At 56.6% G+C, this 21,176-nt stretch carries 20 protein-coding genes; 9 read left to right on the forward strand and 11 right to left on the reverse strand.

Features of this window, described 5'->3' with window-relative positions:
- Window positions 1–18: 18 nt before the first annotated feature.
- Window positions 19–141 (forward strand): hypothetical protein, encoded by a 123-nt coding sequence (locus tag ACEN2J_RS05675; RefSeq protein ID WP_442103994.1) that lies wholly within the window; start codon window positions 19–21, stop codon window positions 139–141.
- Window positions 142–293: 152 nt separating this feature from the next.
- Here the strand turns inward: ACEN2J_RS05675 and ACEN2J_RS05680 are convergent, their stop codons facing one another.
- A complete protein-coding gene (locus tag ACEN2J_RS05680) occupies window positions 294–722 on the reverse strand; it encodes an iron-sulfur cluster assembly scaffold protein (RefSeq protein WP_442103995.1) in 429 nt (142 codons plus the stop codon).
- Window positions 723–788: 66 nt separating this feature from the next.
- On the opposite strand from ACEN2J_RS05680, the gene hisI reads away from it, so the two are divergent.
- Window positions 789–1,151, forward strand: a complete 363-nt coding sequence (gene hisI, locus ACEN2J_RS05685; protein ID WP_442103997.1) for a phosphoribosyl-AMP cyclohydrolase — start codon at window positions 789–791, stop codon at window positions 1,149–1,151.
- A 49-nt stretch (window positions 1,152–1,200) separates the two neighbouring features.
- On the opposite strand, the gene gluQRS is transcribed toward hisI, so the two are convergent.
- From gluQRS to rocF, 6 genes are all read right to left on the reverse strand, one after another.
- The gene (gene gluQRS, locus ACEN2J_RS05690) at window positions 1,201–2,046 is read right to left on the reverse strand and encodes a tRNA glutamyl-Q(34) synthetase GluQRS (RefSeq protein ID WP_442103999.1); all 846 of its coding nucleotides are present in this window, start codon (window positions 2,044–2,046) and stop codon (window positions 1,201–1,203) included.
- Complete coding sequence (gene trmFO / locus ACEN2J_RS05695; protein WP_442104001.1) at window positions 2,034–3,380, reverse strand: methylenetetrahydrofolate--tRNA-(uracil(54)-C(5))-methyltransferase (FADH(2)-oxidizing) TrmFO; 1,347 nt, start codon at window positions 3,378–3,380, stop codon at window positions 2,034–2,036. The genes gluQRS and trmFO overlap by 13 nt, the downstream gene beginning before the upstream one ends.
- A gap of 76 nt (window positions 3,381–3,456) precedes the next feature.
- Complete coding sequence (locus ACEN2J_RS05700) at window positions 3,457–3,783, reverse strand: hypothetical protein (RefSeq protein WP_442104002.1); 327 nt, start codon at window positions 3,781–3,783, stop codon at window positions 3,457–3,459.
- A complete protein-coding gene (gyrA, locus tag ACEN2J_RS05705) occupies window positions 3,780–6,563 on the reverse strand; it encodes a DNA gyrase subunit A (RefSeq protein WP_442104003.1) in 2,784 nt (927 codons plus the stop codon). Before gyrA ends, ACEN2J_RS05700 begins: the two co-directional genes overlap by 4 nt.
- 304 nt (window positions 6,564–6,867) lie before the next feature.
- Window positions 6,868–7,911, reverse strand: a complete 1,044-nt coding sequence (locus ACEN2J_RS05710) for an ornithine cyclodeaminase (RefSeq protein WP_442104004.1) — start codon at window positions 7,909–7,911, stop codon at window positions 6,868–6,870.
- Between the two features lie 12 nt (window positions 7,912–7,923).
- Window positions 7,924–8,853: an arginase gene (rocF, locus tag ACEN2J_RS05715; RefSeq protein WP_442104006.1), complete on the reverse strand. Its 930-nt coding sequence runs from the start codon at window positions 8,851–8,853 to the stop codon at window positions 7,924–7,926.
- Between the two features lie 114 nt (window positions 8,854–8,967).
- Between rocF and ACEN2J_RS05720 the strand changes: the two genes are divergently transcribed.
- From ACEN2J_RS05720 to ACEN2J_RS05740, 5 genes are all read left to right on the forward strand, one after another.
- The gene (locus tag ACEN2J_RS05720) at window positions 8,968–9,402 is read left to right on the forward strand and encodes an Lrp/AsnC family transcriptional regulator (RefSeq protein ID WP_442104008.1); all 435 of its coding nucleotides are present in this window, start codon (window positions 8,968–8,970) and stop codon (window positions 9,400–9,402) included.
- Between the two features lie 112 nt (window positions 9,403–9,514).
- The gene (locus tag ACEN2J_RS05725; RefSeq protein WP_442104009.1) at window positions 9,515–11,488 is read left to right on the forward strand and encodes a heme lyase CcmF/NrfE family subunit; all 1,974 of its coding nucleotides are present in this window, start codon (window positions 9,515–9,517) and stop codon (window positions 11,486–11,488) included.
- Window positions 11,485–11,949, forward strand: coding sequence for a cytochrome c-type biogenesis protein (locus ACEN2J_RS05730; RefSeq protein ID WP_442104011.1), 465 nt, complete (start codon window positions 11,485–11,487; stop codon window positions 11,947–11,949). Before ACEN2J_RS05725 ends, ACEN2J_RS05730 begins: the two co-directional genes overlap by 4 nt.
- 66 nt (window positions 11,950–12,015) lie before the next feature.
- Window positions 12,016–12,792 carry an enoyl-CoA hydratase-related protein gene (locus ACEN2J_RS05735; protein ID WP_442104013.1) on the forward strand — a complete coding sequence of 259 codons (777 nt, stop codon included), beginning with the start codon at window positions 12,016–12,018 and terminating at the stop codon, window positions 12,790–12,792.
- A gap of 145 nt (window positions 12,793–12,937) precedes the next feature.
- Complete coding sequence (locus ACEN2J_RS05740; protein ID WP_442104015.1) at window positions 12,938–13,579, forward strand: hypothetical protein; 642 nt, start codon at window positions 12,938–12,940, stop codon at window positions 13,577–13,579.
- 66 nt (window positions 13,580–13,645) lie between these two features.
- Here ACEN2J_RS05740 and ilvN read toward each other — a convergent pair whose 3' ends face one another.
- From ilvN to ACEN2J_RS05760, 4 genes are all read right to left on the reverse strand, one after another.
- Window positions 13,646–14,206, reverse strand: coding sequence for an acetolactate synthase small subunit (gene ilvN / locus ACEN2J_RS05745; protein ID WP_442104017.1), 561 nt, complete (start codon window positions 14,204–14,206; stop codon window positions 13,646–13,648).
- Window positions 14,207–14,326: 120 nt separating this feature from the next.
- The gene (locus tag ACEN2J_RS05750; protein ID WP_442104018.1) at window positions 14,327–16,096 is read right to left on the reverse strand and encodes an acetolactate synthase 3 large subunit; all 1,770 of its coding nucleotides are present in this window, start codon (window positions 16,094–16,096) and stop codon (window positions 14,327–14,329) included.
- Window positions 16,097–16,673: 577 nt separating this feature from the next.
- Window positions 16,674–17,312, reverse strand: coding sequence for a response regulator transcription factor (locus ACEN2J_RS05755; protein ID WP_442104019.1), 639 nt, complete (start codon window positions 17,310–17,312; stop codon window positions 16,674–16,676).
- The gene (locus ACEN2J_RS05760; protein WP_442104020.1) at window positions 17,309–18,754 is read right to left on the reverse strand and encodes a cache domain-containing protein; all 1,446 of its coding nucleotides are present in this window, start codon (window positions 18,752–18,754) and stop codon (window positions 17,309–17,311) included. The genes ACEN2J_RS05755 and ACEN2J_RS05760 overlap by 4 nt, the downstream gene beginning before the upstream one ends.
- A gap of 277 nt (window positions 18,755–19,031) precedes the next feature.
- Between ACEN2J_RS05760 and ACEN2J_RS05765 the strand changes: the two genes are divergently transcribed.
- Both ACEN2J_RS05765 and ACEN2J_RS05770 read left to right on the forward strand, forming a co-directional pair.
- The gene (locus ACEN2J_RS05765) at window positions 19,032–20,120 is read left to right on the forward strand and encodes a TRAP transporter substrate-binding protein (RefSeq protein ID WP_442104021.1); all 1,089 of its coding nucleotides are present in this window, start codon (window positions 19,032–19,034) and stop codon (window positions 20,118–20,120) included.
- A 94-nt stretch (window positions 20,121–20,214) separates the two neighbouring features.
- Complete coding sequence (locus tag ACEN2J_RS05770; protein WP_442104022.1) at window positions 20,215–21,162, forward strand: TRAP transporter small permease subunit; 948 nt, start codon at window positions 20,215–20,217, stop codon at window positions 21,160–21,162.
- Window positions 21,163–21,176 lie beyond the last annotated feature (14 nt).

The following is a 21,176-nucleotide window of genomic DNA, read 5'->3' on the forward strand; positions in this document are numbered from 1 at the left end:
ACAAACAAGGAGGAACCCATGATTGCCGAATTAAAAGCCGTCGCTGCCCGTTCATCTAAAACCCTAATTGCCGATATGTTCGGCGTTTTGTCTCTTTTTGCTGTTCTCATTGTCGGGCTCTCTTTGCCGTCATTTATCTGAGTTTACTGCCTGCGATCTGTTGCCATGGGCGCGCGCATTCGTGCCATGCGGTTTTCCGCCGGGGTTGTCCCACCCTGAACGCTCCCTGCAGATACGCTCACTTGCCGCCACCAGCCTAATGGGTTGTGTGGCGGTTTTTTTATCGGCGCGCGTTACAGGCTTTCGGCGGCCTCGGTTGCCGCCTCAATCGCGAGCAGAATAGAGGCGTGGCGATTGCGGAAATCGCGTGCGGGTTCAAGGGCTGCAAACCCGTCAAACGGGGCAGGCGGCACCGGCCCACCGGCCAGCATCGCGCGCAAGTCGTCGCGTCCGGCTTGCAGTTGGGCCAGCGAAAGGCCCAGCATCGCCCGCCCAACAATCGCCGCCGCTGCCTGACCCAAAGCGCAGGCTTTCACATCCTGCGCAAATTCGCTGACACGGCCGTCTTGCATCCCCAAATCCACCGTCACCACCGATCCGCACAGTGGCGAGCGTTTACGCACCGTGGCTTGCGGCGCGGGCAGACGCCCCAAATGCGGAATATCCGCAGCCAGTGCCAATATCCGCCCCGAATAGAGCTTCATCATTTCGGCGTCACTCATGGCTTTTCTCTCCGTGCTATAGCGCATAGATAGTCGCCTGAACGCGCGATGCAAAGGAAAAGCCCCATGCCATTTGACCCAGAAAGCCTGAAATATGATGCGAATGGGCTGATCCCTGCCATCGCGCAAGACTTCGCCTCGGGCGAAGTGCTGATGATGGCATGGATGAATGCCGAAAGCATCCAGCGGACATTGGACAGCGGGCAAGTGACCTATTGGTCACGCTCGCGTCAGGCGTTTTGGGCCAAGGGTGAAACCTCGGGGCATGTACAAAAGCTGGTGGAATTTCGGATTGATTGTGACCGCGACTGCCTGCTTTTGAAGGTCGATCAAACCGGCCCTGCTTGCCACACCAATCGGCGCTCGTGTTTCTATACCGTGGTGCAAAATGGGGATGAAGTGATCACCGCGGCCCCGATGAGTGCTTGATTTTGAACGCTTGATTTTACGGCGAAAAATCGTGGCTGAAAAATCGCGGCTATAGCCCAACCATGCCCCGAATATCCGCAGGGCTATAGCCCTCGGCGCGATATTTCGACAAGGCCCGCGCATCATCACGTTTGGCCAACCGCTTGCCCTGATCATCGCGGATCAAGCCATGGTGATGATAGTCGGGTGTCGGCAGGCCCAACAGGCGTTGCAGCAGCACATGGATGGCTGTCGCCTCAAACAAATCTTCACCGCGCACAACATGGGTTATGCTTTGCGCGGCGTCATCCAGCACCACCGATAGATGGTAGGATGTTGCCATATCACGCCGCGCGATGACGATGTCGCCGATACTTGCCAACAGATCCTTGTTTGCCAAAGCTATGTGGCCAGCATAGCGCGGTCCAGTTTCTAAAAAGTTAAGATGACCGACACTTTCCAGTGCCGACGCCGTATTCAGGCGCAAAACTTCGCCCATCCGTGGGCCATTTGGCGTGGCACGGCAGGTGCCCGGATAAATCATACCATCCGGCCCGAATTGCGGGGCAGCCCCTTCCTGTGGGGCGCTCATGGCGGCCTCAATGTCGCGCCGTGTGCAGGTGCAAGCATACACCAACCCCTGCGCCCAAAGCGCGTCCAATGCGGCGGAGTAGCTTGCCAAACGGTCCGATTGCCGCATCACCGGCAAGGGCCAGGTTAGCCCCAACCAGCCCAAATCCTCATATATCTGCGCTTCCCACTCTGGTCTGCAGCGCCCGCGATCAATGTCCTCAATGCGCAACAAGAACGTACCATCGGCAGCCTGCGCCATTCCATGTGCCAAAAGTGCCGAATAAGCATGGCCCAAATGCAATGGCCCAGTTGGCGAGGGCGCAAAGCGCGTTACAAAAGCCACGCCGAAAAGGCCTCTTTGGCGCGGTCAGTATAGGCCTTGTAGCGGTCTTTGCGGCCACGCCGCCCGCCCTTGGCATCGATCGGGGGGAACAGGCCAAAATTCACGTTCATAGGCTGGAAGGTTTTCGCCTCGGCCCCGCCGGTGATATGCGTGATCAGCGCCCCCATCGCGGTATTTGGCGGCGGCGGCGGCAAATCACGCCCCAAAATTTCAGCCGCAGCCATGCGCCCTGCAAGCAACCCCATTGCGGCCGATTCCACATAGCCCTCAACCCCGGTAATCTGACCGGCAAAACGGATATTGGGACGCGATTTCAACCGCATTTGCTCATCCAGTAACGTGGGAGAGTTGATAAACGTGTTGCGATGAATGCCGCCAAGCCGCGCAAAGCTAGCCTCCTGCAAGCCGGGAATCATTTTGAAAACAGCCGTTTGCGCGCCGTACTTCATCTTTGTCTGAAAGCCGACGATATTGTAAAGCGTGCCCAACTTATTGTCACGGCGCAGCTGCACCACAGCATAGGGCTTTTGCGGATTATGTGGATTAGTCAACCCAACCGGCTTCATCGGGCCAAAACGTAACGTCTCACGCCCGCGCTCTGCCATCACCTCGATCGGCAAGCAACCGTCAAAATAAGCAGCGGTTTCGCCCTCGTGAAACTCGGTCTTTTCGGCCGCCATCAGCGCGTCGATAAAGGCCTCATACTCGGCCTTGGTCATCGGGCAGTTCATATAGGCGACCTGCTCTTCCTCGGTCTCGCCCTTGTCATAGCGCGACTGCATCCAGGCCACCGACATATCTACACTATCGGCATAGACAATCGGCGCAATCGCATCAAAAAATGCCAACGCCTCTGCCCCCGTTGCGGCCCGAATGCTTTCGGCCAGCGCCCCTGAAGTCAGCGGCCCTGTTGCCACAATCCAATGGTCCTCGGTCGGTAGCTCCGTAATCTCATCATAAGAAACAGAAATCAACGGATGTGCCAAAATCTGGGCAGTCACAGCCTCGGCAAACACGTCGCGGTCTACCGCCAGCGCACCACCCGCCGGCAAACGATTGGCCCGCGCTGTTTCCATAATGATCCCGTTCGCAGCGCCCATTTCCCAATGCAGCAGGCCAACCGCATTCTGCTCGCTGTCATCCGACCGGAAAGAGTTCGAACACACCATCTCGGCCAAATTGCCGGTGCGATGCGCAAAGGTCGCAACCTTTGGCCGCATCTCATGGATCACCACCCGCACGCCCATATTGGCAGCCTGCCAAGCCGCCTCGGACCCGGCCATGCCGCCACCAATGATATTAAGAGTTTGCGTATCCAAGTGCCTAAATTCCATTCTCTTTGGTCCAAATATCCTGCGGGGGTCCGGGGGTGCAAAACCCCCGGCGCTTCCCGCAAGACCAATCGCTGATTTAACGCAGAGACGCCGCTTTGAAAAGCGCTGCCCGCTCGGAGGCTGCAAATTCGGCGGGGTCCGCGCCATCAAACCGGCCCAACTGCGCCGCCTTCTCAAAAAAACCGGCTGCTGGCAAATCGCTTAGTTTTGCACGGCACAATACGGCGCGCAGCGGAAGCCCCGTGGCCGCATCTTCGGTCATCAGCGCCTCCAAAGCACCGGTTAACTGCGCTATGCTTCCGGGGTTGGGCAGCGCAAGCGCACGCGCCAAATCCCCGTATGCGATCAGCTCACCCCGGCTGGCCAATCCCGCAAGGGCTTCGGCCAGCCCTGACAGGCTCACTCTGCATCTCCGCCAATGTCGCCGCCGGTTTCAGCATCAACAACAACCGCATCTTCGGCCTCATCCTCGGTCTGATCCGCAACCCGCGCAACAGACACGACAAATTCACCTTTGCCCGTGTTGAACACTTTCACCCCACCCGCAGCGCGCGAGCGGAAAGAAATCCCCTCAACCGGTACACGGATAGATTGCCCTGTCGAGGTGGCAAGCATCACTTGGTCTGTCCGGTCCACAGGGAAGCACGCGACCAGCGCGCCGTTGCGTCCGGCCATCGCCTTCACGCCTTGGCCCCCGCGGCCGCGAACCGGATAGTCGTGGCTCGACGACAATTTCCCCGACCCGCCTTGCGTAATCGTCAGGATCAAATCCTCAAACGCCTGCATTTCGGCAAAACGTTCCGCAGACAAGTCCCCGGCAACCACGGTTTCCTCTTCATCGGCATCCGGCTCATCCATCACGCCTTCCTGCTGGCGGCGCATTTTCAGATAGGCGGCACGCTCATCCGGTGTCGCGTCAAAGTGGCGGATAACCGACATCGAAACCACAGTATCATCGCCTTGCAGCCTGATCCCGCGCACACCGGTTGACCCACGGCTCTTAAACACCCGCACCTCGGTTGTCGGGAAGCGGATCGCCCGCCCGCCTGCAGTGACAAGCATGATGTCATCATTTTCGTCACAAATACGGGCGTTTACGAGGAACACACCCTCTGGCAGTTTCATCGCAATTTTACCGTTGCGCATCACATTGGTAAAATCTGACAACGCGTTTTGGCGTACATCGCCATCGGATGTCGCAAAGAAGATCTGCAAATCATCCCATTCCGCATCCGGCACATCGACGGGCAGAATAGCCGCAATCGACACACCTGCGACGATTGGCAAAATGTTAACCATCGCCTTGCCACGCGCATTGCGCCCCGCTAGCGGCAAGCGCCAGCATTTCAGCTTGTAGACCATGCCGTCCGTCGTGAAGAACAACAGTTGTGTGTGGGTATTGGCCACAAACAACGTCGTCACCACATCATCTTCTTTGGTAGACATCGACGACAGGCCTTTGCCGCCCCGTTTTTGCGCGCGGAACTCAACAAGCGGCGTGCGCTTGATGTACCCGCCTGAGGTGATGGTCACGACCATATCCTCACGCTCGATCAGGTCTTCGTCTTCCATATCGCCCGACCAATCCGAAATCTCGGTGCGGCGCGGCACGGCAAACAGCTCTTTTACCTCGGTCAGCTCGGCGGCGATGATTGCCATGATCCGCTCACGGCTACCCAAAATCTCAAGGTAATCCTTGATCTTACCTGCCAGCTCTTGCAGCTCGTCGGTGATCTCATTCACGCCAAAGGCGGTCAGGCGCTGCAACCGCAGGTCCAAAATCGCGCGGGCCTGAATTTCCGACAGGTTATAGGTGCCGTCGTCGTTCACCTTGTGGCTTGGGTCGTCGATCAACCGGATAAACGGAATAATCTCACCTGCAGGCCAGCGCCGCGTCATCAAACGCACACGCGCCTCACCGGCATCAGCCGAGGAGCGGATGGTCTGCACCACCTCATCCACGTTGGATACCGCCACGGCCAAACCACACAAAATATGGCTGCGCTCACGGGCTTTGCGCAGCTCGTACGCTGTCCGGCGCGCAACGACTTCCTCACGGAAGGTCAGGAAATAGGTCAAGAAATCGCGCAGCGTCAGCTGCTCTGGCCGGCCAGAGTTCAACGCCAACATGTTGCAACCAAAGTGGATTTGCATCGGAGAAAAGCGGAACAACTGGTTCAACACCACATCTGCTGTGGCATCGCGCTTCAGCTCGATCACCACGCGCACGCCGATCCGGTCCGATTCGTCTTGGACATGCGCAATGCCTTCAACGCGCTTTTCGCGGACCAATTCGGCGATTTTTTCGATCATCGAGGCTTTGTTCACCTGATAGGGGATCTCATCGATGATAATCGCCCAACGGTCTTTGCGAATTTCTTCAACCCGCGTTTTTGCCCGAATAATGATGGAACCGCGCCCCTCAAGATAGGCCTTGCGCGCACCGGCACGGCCCAAAATCACCCCACCTGTCGGGAAATCGGGCGCGGGAATAATCTCCATCAACGCCTCAGTCGACATATCAGGATTGGCAATCAGCGCCAGCGTGCCGTCGATCACTTCGCCAAGGTTATGCGGCGGAATATTCGTGGCCATACCAACCGCAATACCGCCCGCGCCATTGACCAGCATGTTGGGGTAACGTGCCGGCAAAACTGTCGGCTCACGGTCTTTACCGTCATAGTTGTCTTGGAAATCAACGGTGTCTTTATCAATATCGGCCAGCAAATAGTTCGCCGTCTTGGCCATCCGCACTTCGGTATAGCGAAACGCCGCCGCCTTATCGCCGTCCATCGAGCCAAAGTTGCCTTGGCCGTCCAACAGTACCAACGACATCGAGAAATTCTGCGCCATCCGTACCAGCGCGTCATAAATCGCGCTATCGCCATGCGGGTGGTACTTACCCATCGTATCGGCCACAGGGCGCGAGGATTTGCGGTAAGGCTTGTCAATCGTGTTGCCCACTTCGTTCATCGCGTACAAAATACGGCGGTGAACCGGTTTCAGCCCGTCACGAAGGTCTGGAATAGCACGGCTGACGATCACACTCATCGCATAATCGAGATAGGCCGTCTTCATTTCATCAATGATCGAAACCTGCGGCCCGTCATGGGCCATGCGCTCAACCGCTTGGGGTTCAGTCGTTTCATCAGTGTTTTCAGTGTCTTCCGGACGGTCTACCACGTTTCCCGCTCTTTCTTCCTTGGCCCAGCACCGCAAGGCTACATCTAGTTGGCCAAACTATAGACCATCCCCGATATGGGGTGCAATGCCGCCAAGCCCGCCAATTTGTCCAATCCAAAACACTTGCGGCACATTGTTCGGTAACACAATGATTTTATTATGGTATTACATAATTTTGCGGCGCAAAAAATCAGCCCTAAATCATCTGTTCAAAAATATCCTCAGGGGGTGAGGGGCGAATGCCCCGAGGGGGCGCGAGCGCACCCTTAATTTTCGACGAACATTCGGGTTGGTTTGTCCGGCATCACGCCGAACGCAGCAACATCCCAAAAAGATCGCGTGGATCGTCCGGGTCGGCGACCATATCCAATTGCTCACAAAACCCAAGCTCGGCAACTTTCCTGTGAATATAGCGCAAGGCGGTAAAATCTTCGATGGCAAACCCCACACTGTCAAACAGTGTCACGTCTGCCGCAGCCCATCGCCCTTCGGCTTGGCCCGCAATCACTTGCCACAGCTCGGTTACCGGATGATTAGGCGCCAATTGCTGGATCTCGCCTTCAATCCGCGTTTGGGGCGGATATTCAACAAATATCGAAGATCGCAGTAGAATATCGCGGTGTAACTCGGTCTTGCCGGGGCAATCCCCACCGACGCCATTAATATGAACGCCCGCGCCAACCATGTTATCCGTCAAAATCGTCGCTTGCTGCTTATCGGCGGTAACGGTTGTGATGATCTGCGCCCCCTCAATCGCCTCTTGCGGGCTTTTGCAGGCCGTCACCCTCAGCCCGCAATCGCGCAGATTTGCCAAACACTTTGCTGTGGCAGTCGGGTCAATATCATAGAGCCGAACCTCGTGTATGCCACACACGGCTTTGAACGCGAGGGCCTGAAATTCCGCCTGCGCGCCGTTGCCAATCAGCGCCATCACACGCGCCTCTTTCGGGGCCAACCACTTGGCTGCCATCGCTGATGTCGCGGCTGTGCGCAGCGCAGTCAGGATGGTCATCTCGGATAGCAAAATCGGATAGCCCGTCTGAACATCTGCCAAAAGTCCAAAGGCTGTAACGGTTTGCAAGCCTTTCTTCATGTTGGCTGGGTGCCCGTTCACATATTTAAACCCGTAGATTTCCCCATCCGACGTTGGCATCAACTCAATCACGCCCACGTCCGAATGGCTGGCCACACGCGGCGTTTTTTCAAACGCCTCCCAACGGCGAAAATCCGCCTCTATTTCGGCGGCCAAATCGACCAATACCTGTTCAATTCCAATATGAAGAACCAGCTTCATCATATTGGCAACGCTCACAAAAGGCACATAGGCTTGCTTGGATGGCGTAGGCATTTCAATCCCCTATTATCCACCAAAGCTGCGTGTTGGCCGGTCAAACACTTTGCGCCCCATCAGCGAGGCCACCAAATCGACCATCAGCCGTGCAGTACGCCCGCGCTCATCCAAAAACGGGTTCAACTCGACCAGATCAAGCGAGGTGACAAGGCCGCTTTCATGCAGCAGTTCCATCACCAGATGGGCCTCGCGGATTGTGGTGCCGCCCGGAACCGTGGTGCCAACAGCCGGCGCGATCGACGGGTCAAGAAAATCGACGTCTAGCGACACATGCAGCATCCCATCCGCCGCCACGACCTTATCCAAAAACTCGCGCAAGGGTTTGACGATGCCATGCTCATCCAGCACGCGCATATCGTTGATCTCAAGATCATGATTCAGCAGCGCGGCATGCTCGGCAGGGTCAACCGAGCGGATGCCGAACAGACAAATGTTTTCGGGTGGGATAACGGCGGGGAAGGGTCCAAAGGCATCAAACCCGTCACGCCCTGCAATATAGGCAACCGGTGTGCCGTGCAGGTTGCCGCTGGTTGTGGTCAAGGGGGTGTGAAAATCGGAATGCGCATCAAGCCATAGCAAAAACAGCGGTTTGCCTTTGGCCGCCGCGTGTTTTGCGGCCCCCGCAACCGACCCCAACGCCAATGAGTGATCGCCGCCCATAATGATTGGAAAGCCCGTGTTCAGCGCGGTATCGGTGACGCTGCGCAAGGTTTTTGACCAGCCCACCACCTCGGCCAGGGAATGCACAGCAAGGTTTTCGCATTGCGCATCGGTTTGTGGCACCATGGTCATATCACCCAGATCCTGCACGGAATGCCCCAGATCGCGCAGGGTTTGCGCAAGCCCCGCCACACGGTAGGCCGCAGGCCCCATCAGACACCCCGCCCGCTGTTGGCCCGCATCAATAGGGGCGCCGATCAGAATACAAGTCTTGGCCATGGGATACTCCGTTTTGGGTTTGTACTGTTTTGCTTTACTGAACTGGCAGAAAAAAGCTACATTTTTACCAATTCGCGCGATGATACGCGCATTTTGAAAATATAGGTTACCAAAATGGATGATACTGACCAATCTCTAATCGCGGCACTGCGTCGTGATGGCCGCGCCTCACTCTCGGATCTGGCAGGCAGTTTGGGCCTTGCGCGGGCCACGGTTCGGGCGCGGTTAGAGCGCTTGCAAGCGGCGGGAGAAGTGATGGGCTTTACTGTGCTGACGCGCGGTGATGTCTCGGCCTTGCCTGTGCGCGCGCTGATGATGATCGCGATCGAAGGGCGCGGTGCCGAGAAAACCATGGCGCGGCTGGCGGGGATTCCGGCAGTGCAGGCGGTGCATTCGACCAATGGCCGCTGGGATTTGATTGCCGAGATCGGCACCGCAACCTTGCCCGAACTGGATGAGGTGATGTTTCGCGTGCGCGACATTGACGGGGTGGTCACCTCGGAAACCAATCTATTGCTGTCAACCCGCCGTGCGGGGGCACGAAAATAGGGTTATTCACTGCAAGTTTATGCGGCCCCCTGCGACGGCTTAACGCATCCCCATTGGCCCCGCGGATGTTTCAGGCTACGGTGCGATTAATCTTGTGAACAGGAAGCCACTTATGATCGTCGAGCTTGGCCATTTCGCCCTTATTCTCGCCCTTGCCGTGGCGATAATTCAAACCGTCATGCCGCTGATCGGTGCGCATAAACGCTGGACCGGCTGGATGGCAGTCGGGGGGGCGGCGGCAGGTGTGCAACTGCTGCTGCTTGCCTTTAGTTTTGCCGCGCTGACCTATGCGTTTGTGACCTCGGACTTTTCGGTCGCCTTGGTTGTCAACAACTCGCATACGCTAAAGCCGATGCTGTATAAAGTATCGGGCGTGTGGGGCAACCATGAAGGGTCGCTGCTGCTGTGGTCGCTGATTTTGGCGCTGTTTGGCGCGTCGGTGGCGTTTTTCGGCACCAACCTGCCGCCAACATTGCGTGCGCGGGTGCTGGCGGTTCAGGGCAGTATCGGCGTGGCATTCCTGATGTTTATGCTGTTCACCTCTAACCCGTTTTTGCGTATGGCTGTGCCGCCGTTTAACGGCCATGACCTGAACCCTTTGCTGCAAGATCCGGGTTTGGCTTTTCACCCGCCGTTCCTCTACCTTGGCTATGTTGGCATGTCGGTGGCATTTTCATTCGCCGTGGCGGCACTTATTGAAGGCCGGGTTGATGCCGCTTGGGGCCGTTGGGTCCGTCCTTGGACGCTGGCCGCGTGGATTTGCCTGACCATCGGCATCGCTTTGGGGTCTTGGTGGGCCTATTATGAGCTTGGCTGGGGCGGTTTTTGGTTCTGGGATCCGGTTGAAAACGCCAGCTTTATGCCGTGGCTGATTGGTGCGGCGCTGCTGCACTCGGCCATCGTTGTGGAAAAGCGTGAGGCGTTAAAGGCGTGGACGATTCTTCTGGCCATCCTTGCTTTTGGCTTCTCGCTGATCGGTACGTTTATCGTGCGTTCCGGCGTCATCACCTCGGTCCATGCCTTTGCCAATGACCCCGAGCGTGGCGTGTTTATCCTTTTCATTCTTGCGTTCTTTATGGGCGGCGCGTTGATTTTGTTTGCCGCCCGTGCCGGAGCGATGGAGGCCAAGGGCCTGTTTGCCCCCGTCAGCCGCGAAAGCGCGTTGGTGGCGAATAACTTGCTGCTGGCTGTGGCTTGCTTTGTGGTGTTCGTTGGGACGATCTGGCCTTTAGTGGCCGAGTTGTTGTGGGACCGTAAACTGAGCGTTGGCGAGCCGTTCTTTAACGCAGCCTTCACGCCGTTCATGGTGGTCATCGCGTTGCTGATGCCTTTGGGTGCCATTTTGTCGTGGAAACGTGCGGTTTTGGGCCGGCCTTTGCGTGCGCTGATCCCTGCTGCGGCTTTGGCTGTTGCACTGGGGCTGTTGGCCTATGCGATGCAAACCGGGCGTTCCGCGCTGGGGCCTGTCGGCCTTGCACTCGGCGCTTGGGTCGTGTTTGGCGCCGCCGTCGATCTGTGGCTGCGGGCAGGGCGTGGGTCTATTGGTCAGCGGTTCGTCCGCATCCTGCGGTTGCCGCGCGCTGATTGGGGCAAATCTATCGCCCATACTGGCCTTGGTGTCACGGTCTTTGCCGTCGCCGCGATGCATGCGTGGCAGGTTGAAGACATCCGCACGATGAATGTTGGCGACAGCTTTGATCTGCACAGCTATACCATAACCCTTGCCGATGTCGAAAAGGGAACCGGCCCGAACTACTTTACCACCATGGCCACGATGACGGTGGCCAAAGGCGGCAAGGTTGTGGCCGCGGTTCACCCCGAAAAACGCGTGTACCCTGTGGCGGGCATGCCAACGACCGAGGCGGGCATTGATTATGGCTTTACCCGCGATGTGTATCTGGTGATCGGTGATCCGCAGGATGATGGGTCTTGGGCGGTGCGCAGCTATTACAAACCCTTTGCCAATTGGATTTGGGGCGGGGCGCTGCTGATGGCGATTGGTGGGATGTTCAGTTTGGCCGATCGCCGTTACCGTGTGGCAGCGGGGGCGCGTGCGCGTGCCATCAAGACGGTGCCCGCAGAATGAAAAGTCGTATTCCCGCGCTCACCTTGGCGCTCGCCCTGATCGCCACGCCATTGCTTGCCGTGCAACCGAATGAGGTTTTGTCTGATCCGGCACTGGAGGCCCGCGCGAGAACCTTGTCCAAAGACCTGCGTTGCCTTGTTTGCCGCAATGAAAACATTGATGACAGCAACGCCGATTTGGCCCGCGACATCCGGCTGTTGGTGCGCGAACGCCTTGTTGCGGGTGATACTGACGCGGCCGCGATGGAGTATATCGTCGATCGCTACGGCGAATATGTGCTGCTGAACCCAACGTCCAAAGGTGCCAATCTGATTTTGTGGATCGCGGGGCCTGCGATGCTGCTGATGGGCGGTGGGGTGGCTGCGGCCTATATCCGCAAACGGCGCGGCGTGGGGGATACTGCTTCGACCGACCTGTCCGAAGACGAAGAAAAACGGTTGGCCGAGATTTTGAAAAAGTGACGTATCGTTCTGCTGTTCCTTGGCCCGCCGCCCGCTATGCTGCGATCAAAGCAAAGGAACAGCGCCATGCATTATGAAACCATCACCTATTCTGAAACCGACGGTCTGGGCCTGATTACCCTAAACCGACCCGAGGTGATGAATGCGTTATCGTCGCAAATGCGGGCCGAGTTGACCCATGCTGTCAAGGCCGCTGCCCAATCAGCCCGTGTCTTGGTGCTAACCGGAGCAGGGCGCGCCTTTTGTTCGGGGCAGGATTTGGGCGACCGTGCCAAGATCGCCAATATCGACCTTGAACGCACTTTGCGTGATGAATACGAGCCCCTGCTGCGCGCCATTTATGATTGCCCGATCCCGACAATTTCGGCGGTGAACGGTGCGGCGGCGGGTGCGGGGGCCAATCTTGCGCTGGCCGCCGATGTGGTGATCGCGGCGCAATCGGCCAGCTTTATTCAGGCCTTCACCCGCATTGGCCTTATCCCTGATGCTGGTGGCACCTATTGGCTGCCACGCCAAATCGGCGCCGCACGGGCGATGGGGGCCGCACTTTTTGCTGATAAGATCAACGCCGATCAGGCCGCAAGCTGGGGCATGATCTACGAATCCATCCCCGATGATAGTTTTTCCGCCCATTGGCAGGCCCGTGCGCTGCATTTGGCCACAGGCCCGACGGCGGCCTATGCGGCTGTTAAAACGGCCATCCGTAGCAGCCATTCCAACACGCTGGATGAGCAATTGGCGCTCGAGGCGCGGCTGCAAGGCCACTGTGGCCAGACCCAAGACTTTAAGGAAGGCGTGATTGCCTTTCTCGAAAAACGCAAAGCCCAGTTCGAAGGGCGCTAAATGGTTCCCATAAATCTGCGGCGCGGTGGTCACGTTAAAGTCATGGCGCAACTTGGAACGAACGGGCCGCTCGCGGTGTTGTCCTTGCATAGCGATACAGGAAGCAACTGCCGCCTGGTCGCCCAAATTGTAAAGGAAGAACACCATGAAAAAGCTTGCATTCACAACCGCGTCGATCCTTGCTCTTACTGTTGCTGCAGCCTCGGCTGTGACCTTGACCGACCTTGATACAAACGCCGATGGGTCCGCAGATTTTGGTGAGGTGCGCGCTGTTGCACCGACAATTTCGCAAGAAGAGTATAACTCGATCGACACGGATGGTTCCAACGGTTGGGATGACACCGAATTCGGGATGGCCGCCGAAATGCTCCTCAAGCATTTGCCAGAATCCAGTGGCCCTGCGATTAAGCTTGACCTTGGCAGCGTTGATACCAATGCCGATGGCTCGGCTGACATGGGCGAGGTTCTGGCAGTCTCGCCAACAGTCACCGAAGCCGAGTTCAACATGGTTGATGCAGACGGCTCTGGCGGCTGGGATGAGATTGAGATGACCGGAACCGCGATGATGCTACTGGCCAAAGGTCAGCTGATGACAGAGGGTGACGGCGTGGTTTCCCTCGGCACGCTTGACAGCAATGGTGACGGTTCGGCTGATATTGGCGAGGTGCTGGCCGTATCCCCGACTGTCAGCCAAGCTGAGTTTAACATGGTTGACACTGATGGCTCGGCAGGTTGGGACGAACCCGAAATGACCGGCCAAGCGCAAATGCTTCTTGCGCGTAAATAACTCCGATCCAACATACAAAAAGGGCGCCCATTCGGGCGCCCTTCCGTTATTGGTCCAAGTCTGAAATCACGCCCCGCGCGACAGTGCCGCAACACCCGTCCGCGCAATCTCGCGCAGGCCCAAAGGCCTCATCAAGTCTGCAAAAGCATCAATCTTTTCTGGCGTGCCAGTCATCTCAAAGACAAAGCTTTCCAGCGTGCTATCCACCACATTGGCTCGGAAAATCTCGGCCAAACGTAAGGCTTCAATCCGCGCGTCACCTTTGCCTGCAACCTTGAACAACGCCAACTCACGTTGCACCGAAGGCCCCTCGACCGTAAGATCATGCACCTCATGCACTGGCACAATCCGCCCAAGCTGCGCCTTGATCTGCACGATCACCTGCGGCGTGCCGCGCGTGACAATCGTAATCCGCGACCGCTTGCCCTCATGGTCCACCTCGGCCACGGTCAAACTGTCGATGTTATAGCCGCGCCCCGAAAACAGACCAATAACCCGCGCCAGAACACCACTTTCGTTATCGACCAAAACAGCCAACGTGTGCTGTTCGATCACGTCTCCATTCGGATCGCGCAGATCATAGGCCGAATGACTTGTAGACCCTTGCTTAATTTTCAACGGCGACATGCTTTGCGCCCTTTCTTTTCGGTAAAAATATCCCACGGGGGTCCGGGGGTGTGAAACCCCCGGCTTTTGGTTCGGGTCCGGGGGTGTGAAACCCCGGACCCTTTTAACTCAACCGATCTATCAGACCAACACAGCGCCCTTGCTTCCAATAGCCCCAGCCGTATCTGCATCGCCCAACAACATCTCATTATGCGGCTTGCCCGACGGGATCATTGGGAAGCAGTTTTCATGCTTTGCAACAAGGCAATCAAAAATCACCGGCCCGTCATATTTGATCATCTCCATGATCGCATCATCAAGGTCTTTGGGGTCCGAACACCGAATGCCCTTGCACCCAAACGCCTCGGCCAGCTTTACAAAATCAGGCAAGCTTTCCGACCAGCTTTGCGAATAGCGCTCGCCGTGCAGCAATTGCTGCCACTGGCGCACCATGCCCAAACGCTCGTTGTTCAAAATGAACTGCTTGGCAGGCGCGCGAAACTGCATCGCAGTGCCCATTTCTTGCATGTTCATCAACCACGAAGCCTCACCGGCGACGTTGATCACCAGCGCTTCTGGGTGCGCAATCTGCACGCCGATCGATGCAGGTAGGCCGTAACCCATCGTCCCCAAGCCACCCGATGTCATCCAGCGGTTCGGGTCTTCAAAGCCAAGGAACTGCGCCGCCCACATTTGGTGCTGGCCGACCTCGGTCGTGATATAGCGGTCCATGCCTTTGGTCAGCGCTTCCAAACGCTGCAAGGCATATTGCGGTTTGATGATGGTATCCGAGCCTTGATAATCAAGGCAATTCACCGCCCGCCATTCGGCGATTTGTTTCCACCATTTGTCCAGCGCAGGCTTGTTCACCTTGCGACCGCGGGCTTTCCACAGGCGCAAAGCATCCTCCAGCACATGGCCAACATCACCCAAAATCGGCACATCAACGCGGATCACCTTGTTCAGGCTGGATGCATCAATATCGACATGCACCTTGCGGCTGTTCGGGCTAAAATCGGCGATGCGGCCTGTAATCCGGTCATCAAACCGCGCGCCGATGTTCAGCATCAGATCGCAGCCATGCATGCAAAGATTGGCCTCATAGGTGCCGTGCATCCCCAGCATGCCCAACCATTTATCGCCCGAGGCCGGATAGCTTCCCAAGCCCATTAAGGTTGAGGTAATCGGAAAGCCTGTCGCCTCAACAAATTCGCGCAGCAATTGGCTGGCGGCTGGGCCCGAGTTGATAACGCCGCCGCCGGTGTAAAATACAGGGCGCTCGGCGGTTTCCATCATCTCAACCATCCGGGTGATGGCCTCGATATCGCCCTTCATTTGGGGCTGATAGTGGCTGACTTTGGCCTTTTGCGGCGCCATATAGGTGCCGGTCGCAAATTGTACATCCTTGGGGATGTCAATCAGCACAGGGCCGGGGCGGCCTTGGGTGGCAACATGAAACGCCTGATGGATGGTTTCGGCCAGCTTGTCGGTGTCTTTTACCAGCCAGTTATGCTTGGTGCAGGGGCGGGTAATGCCAACGGTATCGGCCTCTTGGAACCCGTCTGTGCCGATCATGAATGTAGGCACCTGACCGGTGAAAACCACAAGCGGAATGCTGTCCATCAACGCATCGGTCAAACCTGTTACCGCATTGGTCGCGCCAGGGCCCGAGGTTACCAGAACAACGCCGGGTTTACCGGTTGAGCGGGCATAGCCTTCGGCCATATGCACGGCCCCTTGTTCATGGCGCACGATGACATGGCGAATGTCGTTTTGCTGAAAAATCGCGTCATAAATGGGCAGGACCGCGCCGCCGGGATAGCCAAAGACCACCTCAACACCCTGATCCTTCATGGCTTGAACCACCATTTCCGCTCCAGACATCTCTGGGCCAGTATTCGCCTGTGCCATCGTATCATTCCTCTGTCGCCGCAATTCGCGGCCTTATCGCAACAAAAAGCCCCCGAGGGTAAATCGGGGGCGCATGGGGTTTGGAAAGGGTTTTCCGCTACCGGCCCATACGCCTTATTAAAATGACCACCACAAGATTGTTCATTTGATTACCCTTTGAGTGCTGGGGCGACCATATGGCGGGGCAAAAGGCGCGTCAACACCGAAAAGCTGGAATAAAGTGTCGTTTCAGTGAAAAAAACTTATCGAAAATTACAAAACCCCTGCCGTGGACGTAAGAAGCGCGAAGTTTATGGCATATTCTTGCGCCTTCATGGGGCGCAGGGGCCAATTTAGCGAAACGAGCCGTTTATATGACCGGCAGCGCCGCGGGGTGATCGCAGACCGCATTGAAATTATTGCCGTCAGGGGCGCGCAGATTGGTGGCATAGAAATTTGGCCTATACTGCGACGGCGCGCCAAATCATTGGTGCCGATGCTTGCATGACGAAAGATAGATGCTGTGGCCCCTTTGGGGTTTTAGGTATTTAGGCCAAGATGAAATGCGAGGTCTGTGCGCAATGGTCAATTGTGGGGGTCAGTTTCCGGTGCCTTGCAGCACGCCGTGTTCCATCGCGTAGCGGGTCAGGCCTGCGGTGGAGGCGATGCCCAGTTTACGTTTGATGTTTTTGCGGTGGGTTTCGACAGTGCGAACTGAGATGTCTAAGGCGCAGGCGACCTCTTTGTTCGACTTTCCAACGGCGAGTTCCAATAGGATGGTTTGTTCGCGGCTGGTCAAAGCCTCTCGCGTGCCGCCGCCGACCGGTTTTATCGCACTTTCCGCCCCAGAGCAGAGGTAACGTACGCCGCCCATCACGGCGTCGATCGCCAGTTTGATTTCTTCGGTTGGCACGTCCTTTAGCAAATAGCCCATCGCGCCGTGGCTAAGGGCCGTGCTGATATATTCAGGGCTGTCATGCATCGACAGAATGAGGATGCGGGTGTCGGGGCGTTGTTCCAAGATAATCTCGGTCGCGTTCAGACCATTCATCAATGGCATATTCAAATCGAGCAGCAAGACGTCGGGGTCGAGCCGCGCAATCTGTTCGATTGCCTCGTTCCCGTTGCACAGCGTTCCCACCACTTGAATATCATCATAGGTTTCTAAAATCGCACTGATGCCTTGGGCGACCATCGGGTGATCATCAACAATCAAAACGCGGATTGGGGGTGTCATACGCTAGCCTTTGTTTTGGGGGCCGGATTTTTTGGGGCAGGTGTTTTGCTTGCCGGTGGCAACATATGGCTTAGTGGCACCTGAGCTTCAATCATCATCCCTGTCTTGGTGGAAAGAATACGCAGCGTTCCGTCCAATCGTTCCATCCGTTCGGCCATATTGCGCAGCCCCAACCCGGGCGATTCTGCTTTGCCGGCATTCATACCGCGGCCATTGTCTTGCACCCGCAAAATGGCCCCTGTCTTGGTGCCACGCACCAGCATATTGACTTCGGTCGCCCCCGAGTGCCGCTCAATATTGGTCAGGGCCTCTTGTGCGATGCGGAACAGCGCGATTTTGCTGTCTTGGTCCAAGCGGTTGCGGAAGGGGTTCGTTTCATAATTCACTTTGATACCCGTGCGCGTGCCAAACTCTTCGGCCATAGATTTCAGCGCTGGCCCAAGACCCAAATCATCCAGCACGCCGGGGCGCAGGTCGCGGCTGATCCTGCGGACCTCTTGGATGGCACCGTTCAAATGCTCAATTCCGGCGCTTAGGCTATCACTTGCGCGGGCGTCACCCGTCGCCTGCCTGCGGCGCGCCAGCTCAAACGTGTAGCGAACGCCGACCAAGATCTGGCTGATACTGTCATGCAATTCGCGTGCGACGCGGCCGCGCTCTTCTTCTTGGGTGTCAAACACCCGCTGCGTCAATGCCTTCAGCTTGTCTTCGGCCAGCCTTCGTTCACGCAGGTTTAAAAACAGGCCCGATAAAAACACGGCAAGCACCGACGCCAGCGTAATGAAGGCAATATTGCGGAATGTCCGCTGTACCCGCGCCTCGGTGTCGGCCCGCGCTGCGGCGACCGAGGCAAGAACATCGTCGATGAAGATGCCCGTGCCAATCGCCCAACGCCAATCTTGCAACCCAATGACATAGGACACCATCGTCGCGGGCTGCCCTGAGCTGGGTTTTGGCCAAACATAAGTGTGATAGCCCACGCCTTGGCGCGCAAGGCGAATAAGCTCATCCACCACAGGTGTTCCTGCGGTATCGCGCAGTCCGGCCCAATTTTTTTCAATCAGCCACGTCTGTCGCGGGCTAACCAGATTTTTGCCGTTATAATCATAGACGAAAAAGAAGCCTTCGGTGCCATAGGTCATTGCCGCCAAAATCTGCAAAACACGCCGCTTGGCGGCTGCGTCATCGGGCAAGGCATTGCCGTAAATCGGGCCAAAGGCGGTGCGGGCAATAGACAGATAGTTTTTCAACTCGGCCTTCTTGGCGGCAATCAACTGCGCTTCAAGCCCTGCGATCTCTCGGTCGGCCATATCGCGCGATTCGCGCAGAACCAGCAAGCCCACCGTCAGCATGGCCAGTACAAGCGGCACAGTGGCGAGAAGGAAAACCTTCTGCCCATAGCTTAACTTAACGCTGAAAATTTTTGCCAGCCACTGCCGCAAATTCTGCTCCTTTGGGCCGTTGGCCGTTACACGCGCGTCTATGTGTTCGAATCGCAGGATGGCCCTGATGCGGGCGTGGCGTCAATGCCACAAAGCCGCGCGCCGCTGCGTTGAATTTTTCAACAAACAGGCCAAACTGGTCTGATTAATTAGCCAACTTAGCGCGATCTACCCAGTACTAGGTATTCCTTGCGCAGAAATCCGCCGCTATGGTCGGGGTTCGCTAAAAGTATGCCCGCCTTCAAATTGCGGGAATTCTCATGGGAGGAGAATCTATATGGACCGTCGTTCCTTTTTGACGAAAGCCACCATCGGTGGTGCAACTGCCGCTGCGGCCTCGACGCTTGCCGCGCCAATGTATGCCCAAGGCAACCGCACGTTGACTATGGTTACCACTTGGGGCCGTGGCCTTGCCGGTGTGCATGACGCCGCACAGCGCAACGCCGACATGATTACAGCAATGACCGACGGCCAGCTGACGGTTGATCTGAAGGCTGCTGGCGAACTCGTCGGCGCGTTCGAAGTGTTTGACGCTGTGACCTCGGGCCAGGCTGATATGTACCACGGCGCAGACTATTATTTCGTTGGTCAGCACCCAGCCTATGCGTTCTTTACCTGCGTCCCAATGGGGATGACGGCGCAAGAACTGGTGAACTGGTACTACCAAGATGGCGGCGCTGCATTCCACGATGAGCTGGGCCAGACCTTTGGTCTGAAATCCTTCCTCGGCGGCAACACCGGTGCGCAAGCTGGTGGCTGGTTCCGTAAGGAAATTACGTCGGCCGAAGATTTCAACGGTTTGAAGTTCCGTATGCCGGGCCTTGGCGGTAAAGCACTGGGTAAACTGGGCGCATCCGTACAAAACCTTCCAGGCGGCGAAGTGTATCAAGCCTTGGCTTCGGGTGCTATCGACGGCACCGAATGGATCGGTCCTTGGGCAGATGAAAAGGCTGGTTTCCAAGAAATCACCAAGTTCTATTACACCGCCGGCTTCCATGAGCCAGGTGCAGGTCTTTCGCTTGCGTTCAACCGCGAAGTCTACGACTCGTTCACACCAGCGCAGCAGGCGATTGTTGCAACTTGTGCCGCTGAAAACCACCAGTTCAACCTGTCGCAGTTCTTGTCGAACAACTCGGCAGCATTGACCCGTTTGCAAGCTGCTGGCGTGAAAACGCTGGAGTTCCCAGATAGCGTTTGGGATGCCTTTGCTAAAGCGAGCCAAGAAGTGCACGATGAAAACATGGGCGACGATCTGTATAAGCGCGTTTACGACAGCTATGAAGCATCCTTGAAGTCGTCGGCTGCCTGGATCGACAAGTCGGACGGTGCCTATACGCGTCAGCGCACGCGCACGCAGACTATGTAATCGAGAACACTCGATACAGTGCCCCTTCGGCTTTGCGCCGGGGGGGCGTTTTGCGCATCTTTACGCCGGGACTACCTCATGGGGGAGGGACGAAATGCTCAGCAGCATTTCTACAGTTTTCACAAATATCGCCATGTCCATCGTTCATTTCTTCTATGCGATTACGCATCCGGGGGAATGGCTGTTATGGCTAACCGAAATGACCAAGTTTGAGACGCCCGAGGCAAAAGCTTCGCTTGGCCGTTTCATTTTTTATGGCGCCAGCGCAGATTTTTTCTACGTTGTCTTTACCGCTTTCCTGATCCTGACAGCCGTTGGCATCTGGCGAAAATCGGTTATGTGGGGCGTGGTGCGCGGGCTTGAATGGTTTGCCAACGGGCTTGGCCGGGCATTTGCTTGGATCGGGCTTTTGATGGTGTTGCAACAGATCGTCATCATCTTTTTGCAGCGCATTTTCCGCGTGGCGACGATTGATTTTGGCCCCTTTGCACCCTTTGGCTATAAGCTGTGGGATGGCTACTCTTTCGTATCCCACGACCTGAGCTGGTGGTCAGAAGAACTGAAACTCTATAACGCCTTGATCGTTTGTCTGTGCATCAGCTACACCTTTGTGCAGGGCGGCCATGTGCGGGTTGACCTTGTCTATGCCAAGTTGAGCTACCGCGCAAAACGTGTGGTCGATATGGCGGGCTGCCTGATTTTCATGATGCCCGGCGCGATTATGACGTGGCTGTTCGCGTGGTTTTTCATGTGGCGCCACTTGCTGACGCCAAAAATCTCGGCCTCGGACAGCTTTGAACAAATAATGCGCAAGGCAAATATGCTGCGTTGGAACGTCGAAACGATCGGTTTTTCACCCAACGGCTTTGACGCCTATTACCTGTTCAAAATCCTGATGCTGACGTTCACAGCCTTGGTCTTTATCCACGCGATCGCGTTCTTTTACCGCTCGATGCTGGAATGGCGCGAGGGCGAAGAAGCAGATGGCAAATATCTTGATCTCGATGTTGCGACAGATAGCGCGGCCACGGGCACCCACTAAAACGGGCAAAACTT

This window comes from Pseudorhodobacter sp. W20_MBD10_FR17 (genome assembly GCF_052119765.1).
GTDB lineage: Bacteria > Pseudomonadota > Alphaproteobacteria > Rhodobacterales > Rhodobacteraceae > Pseudorhodobacter.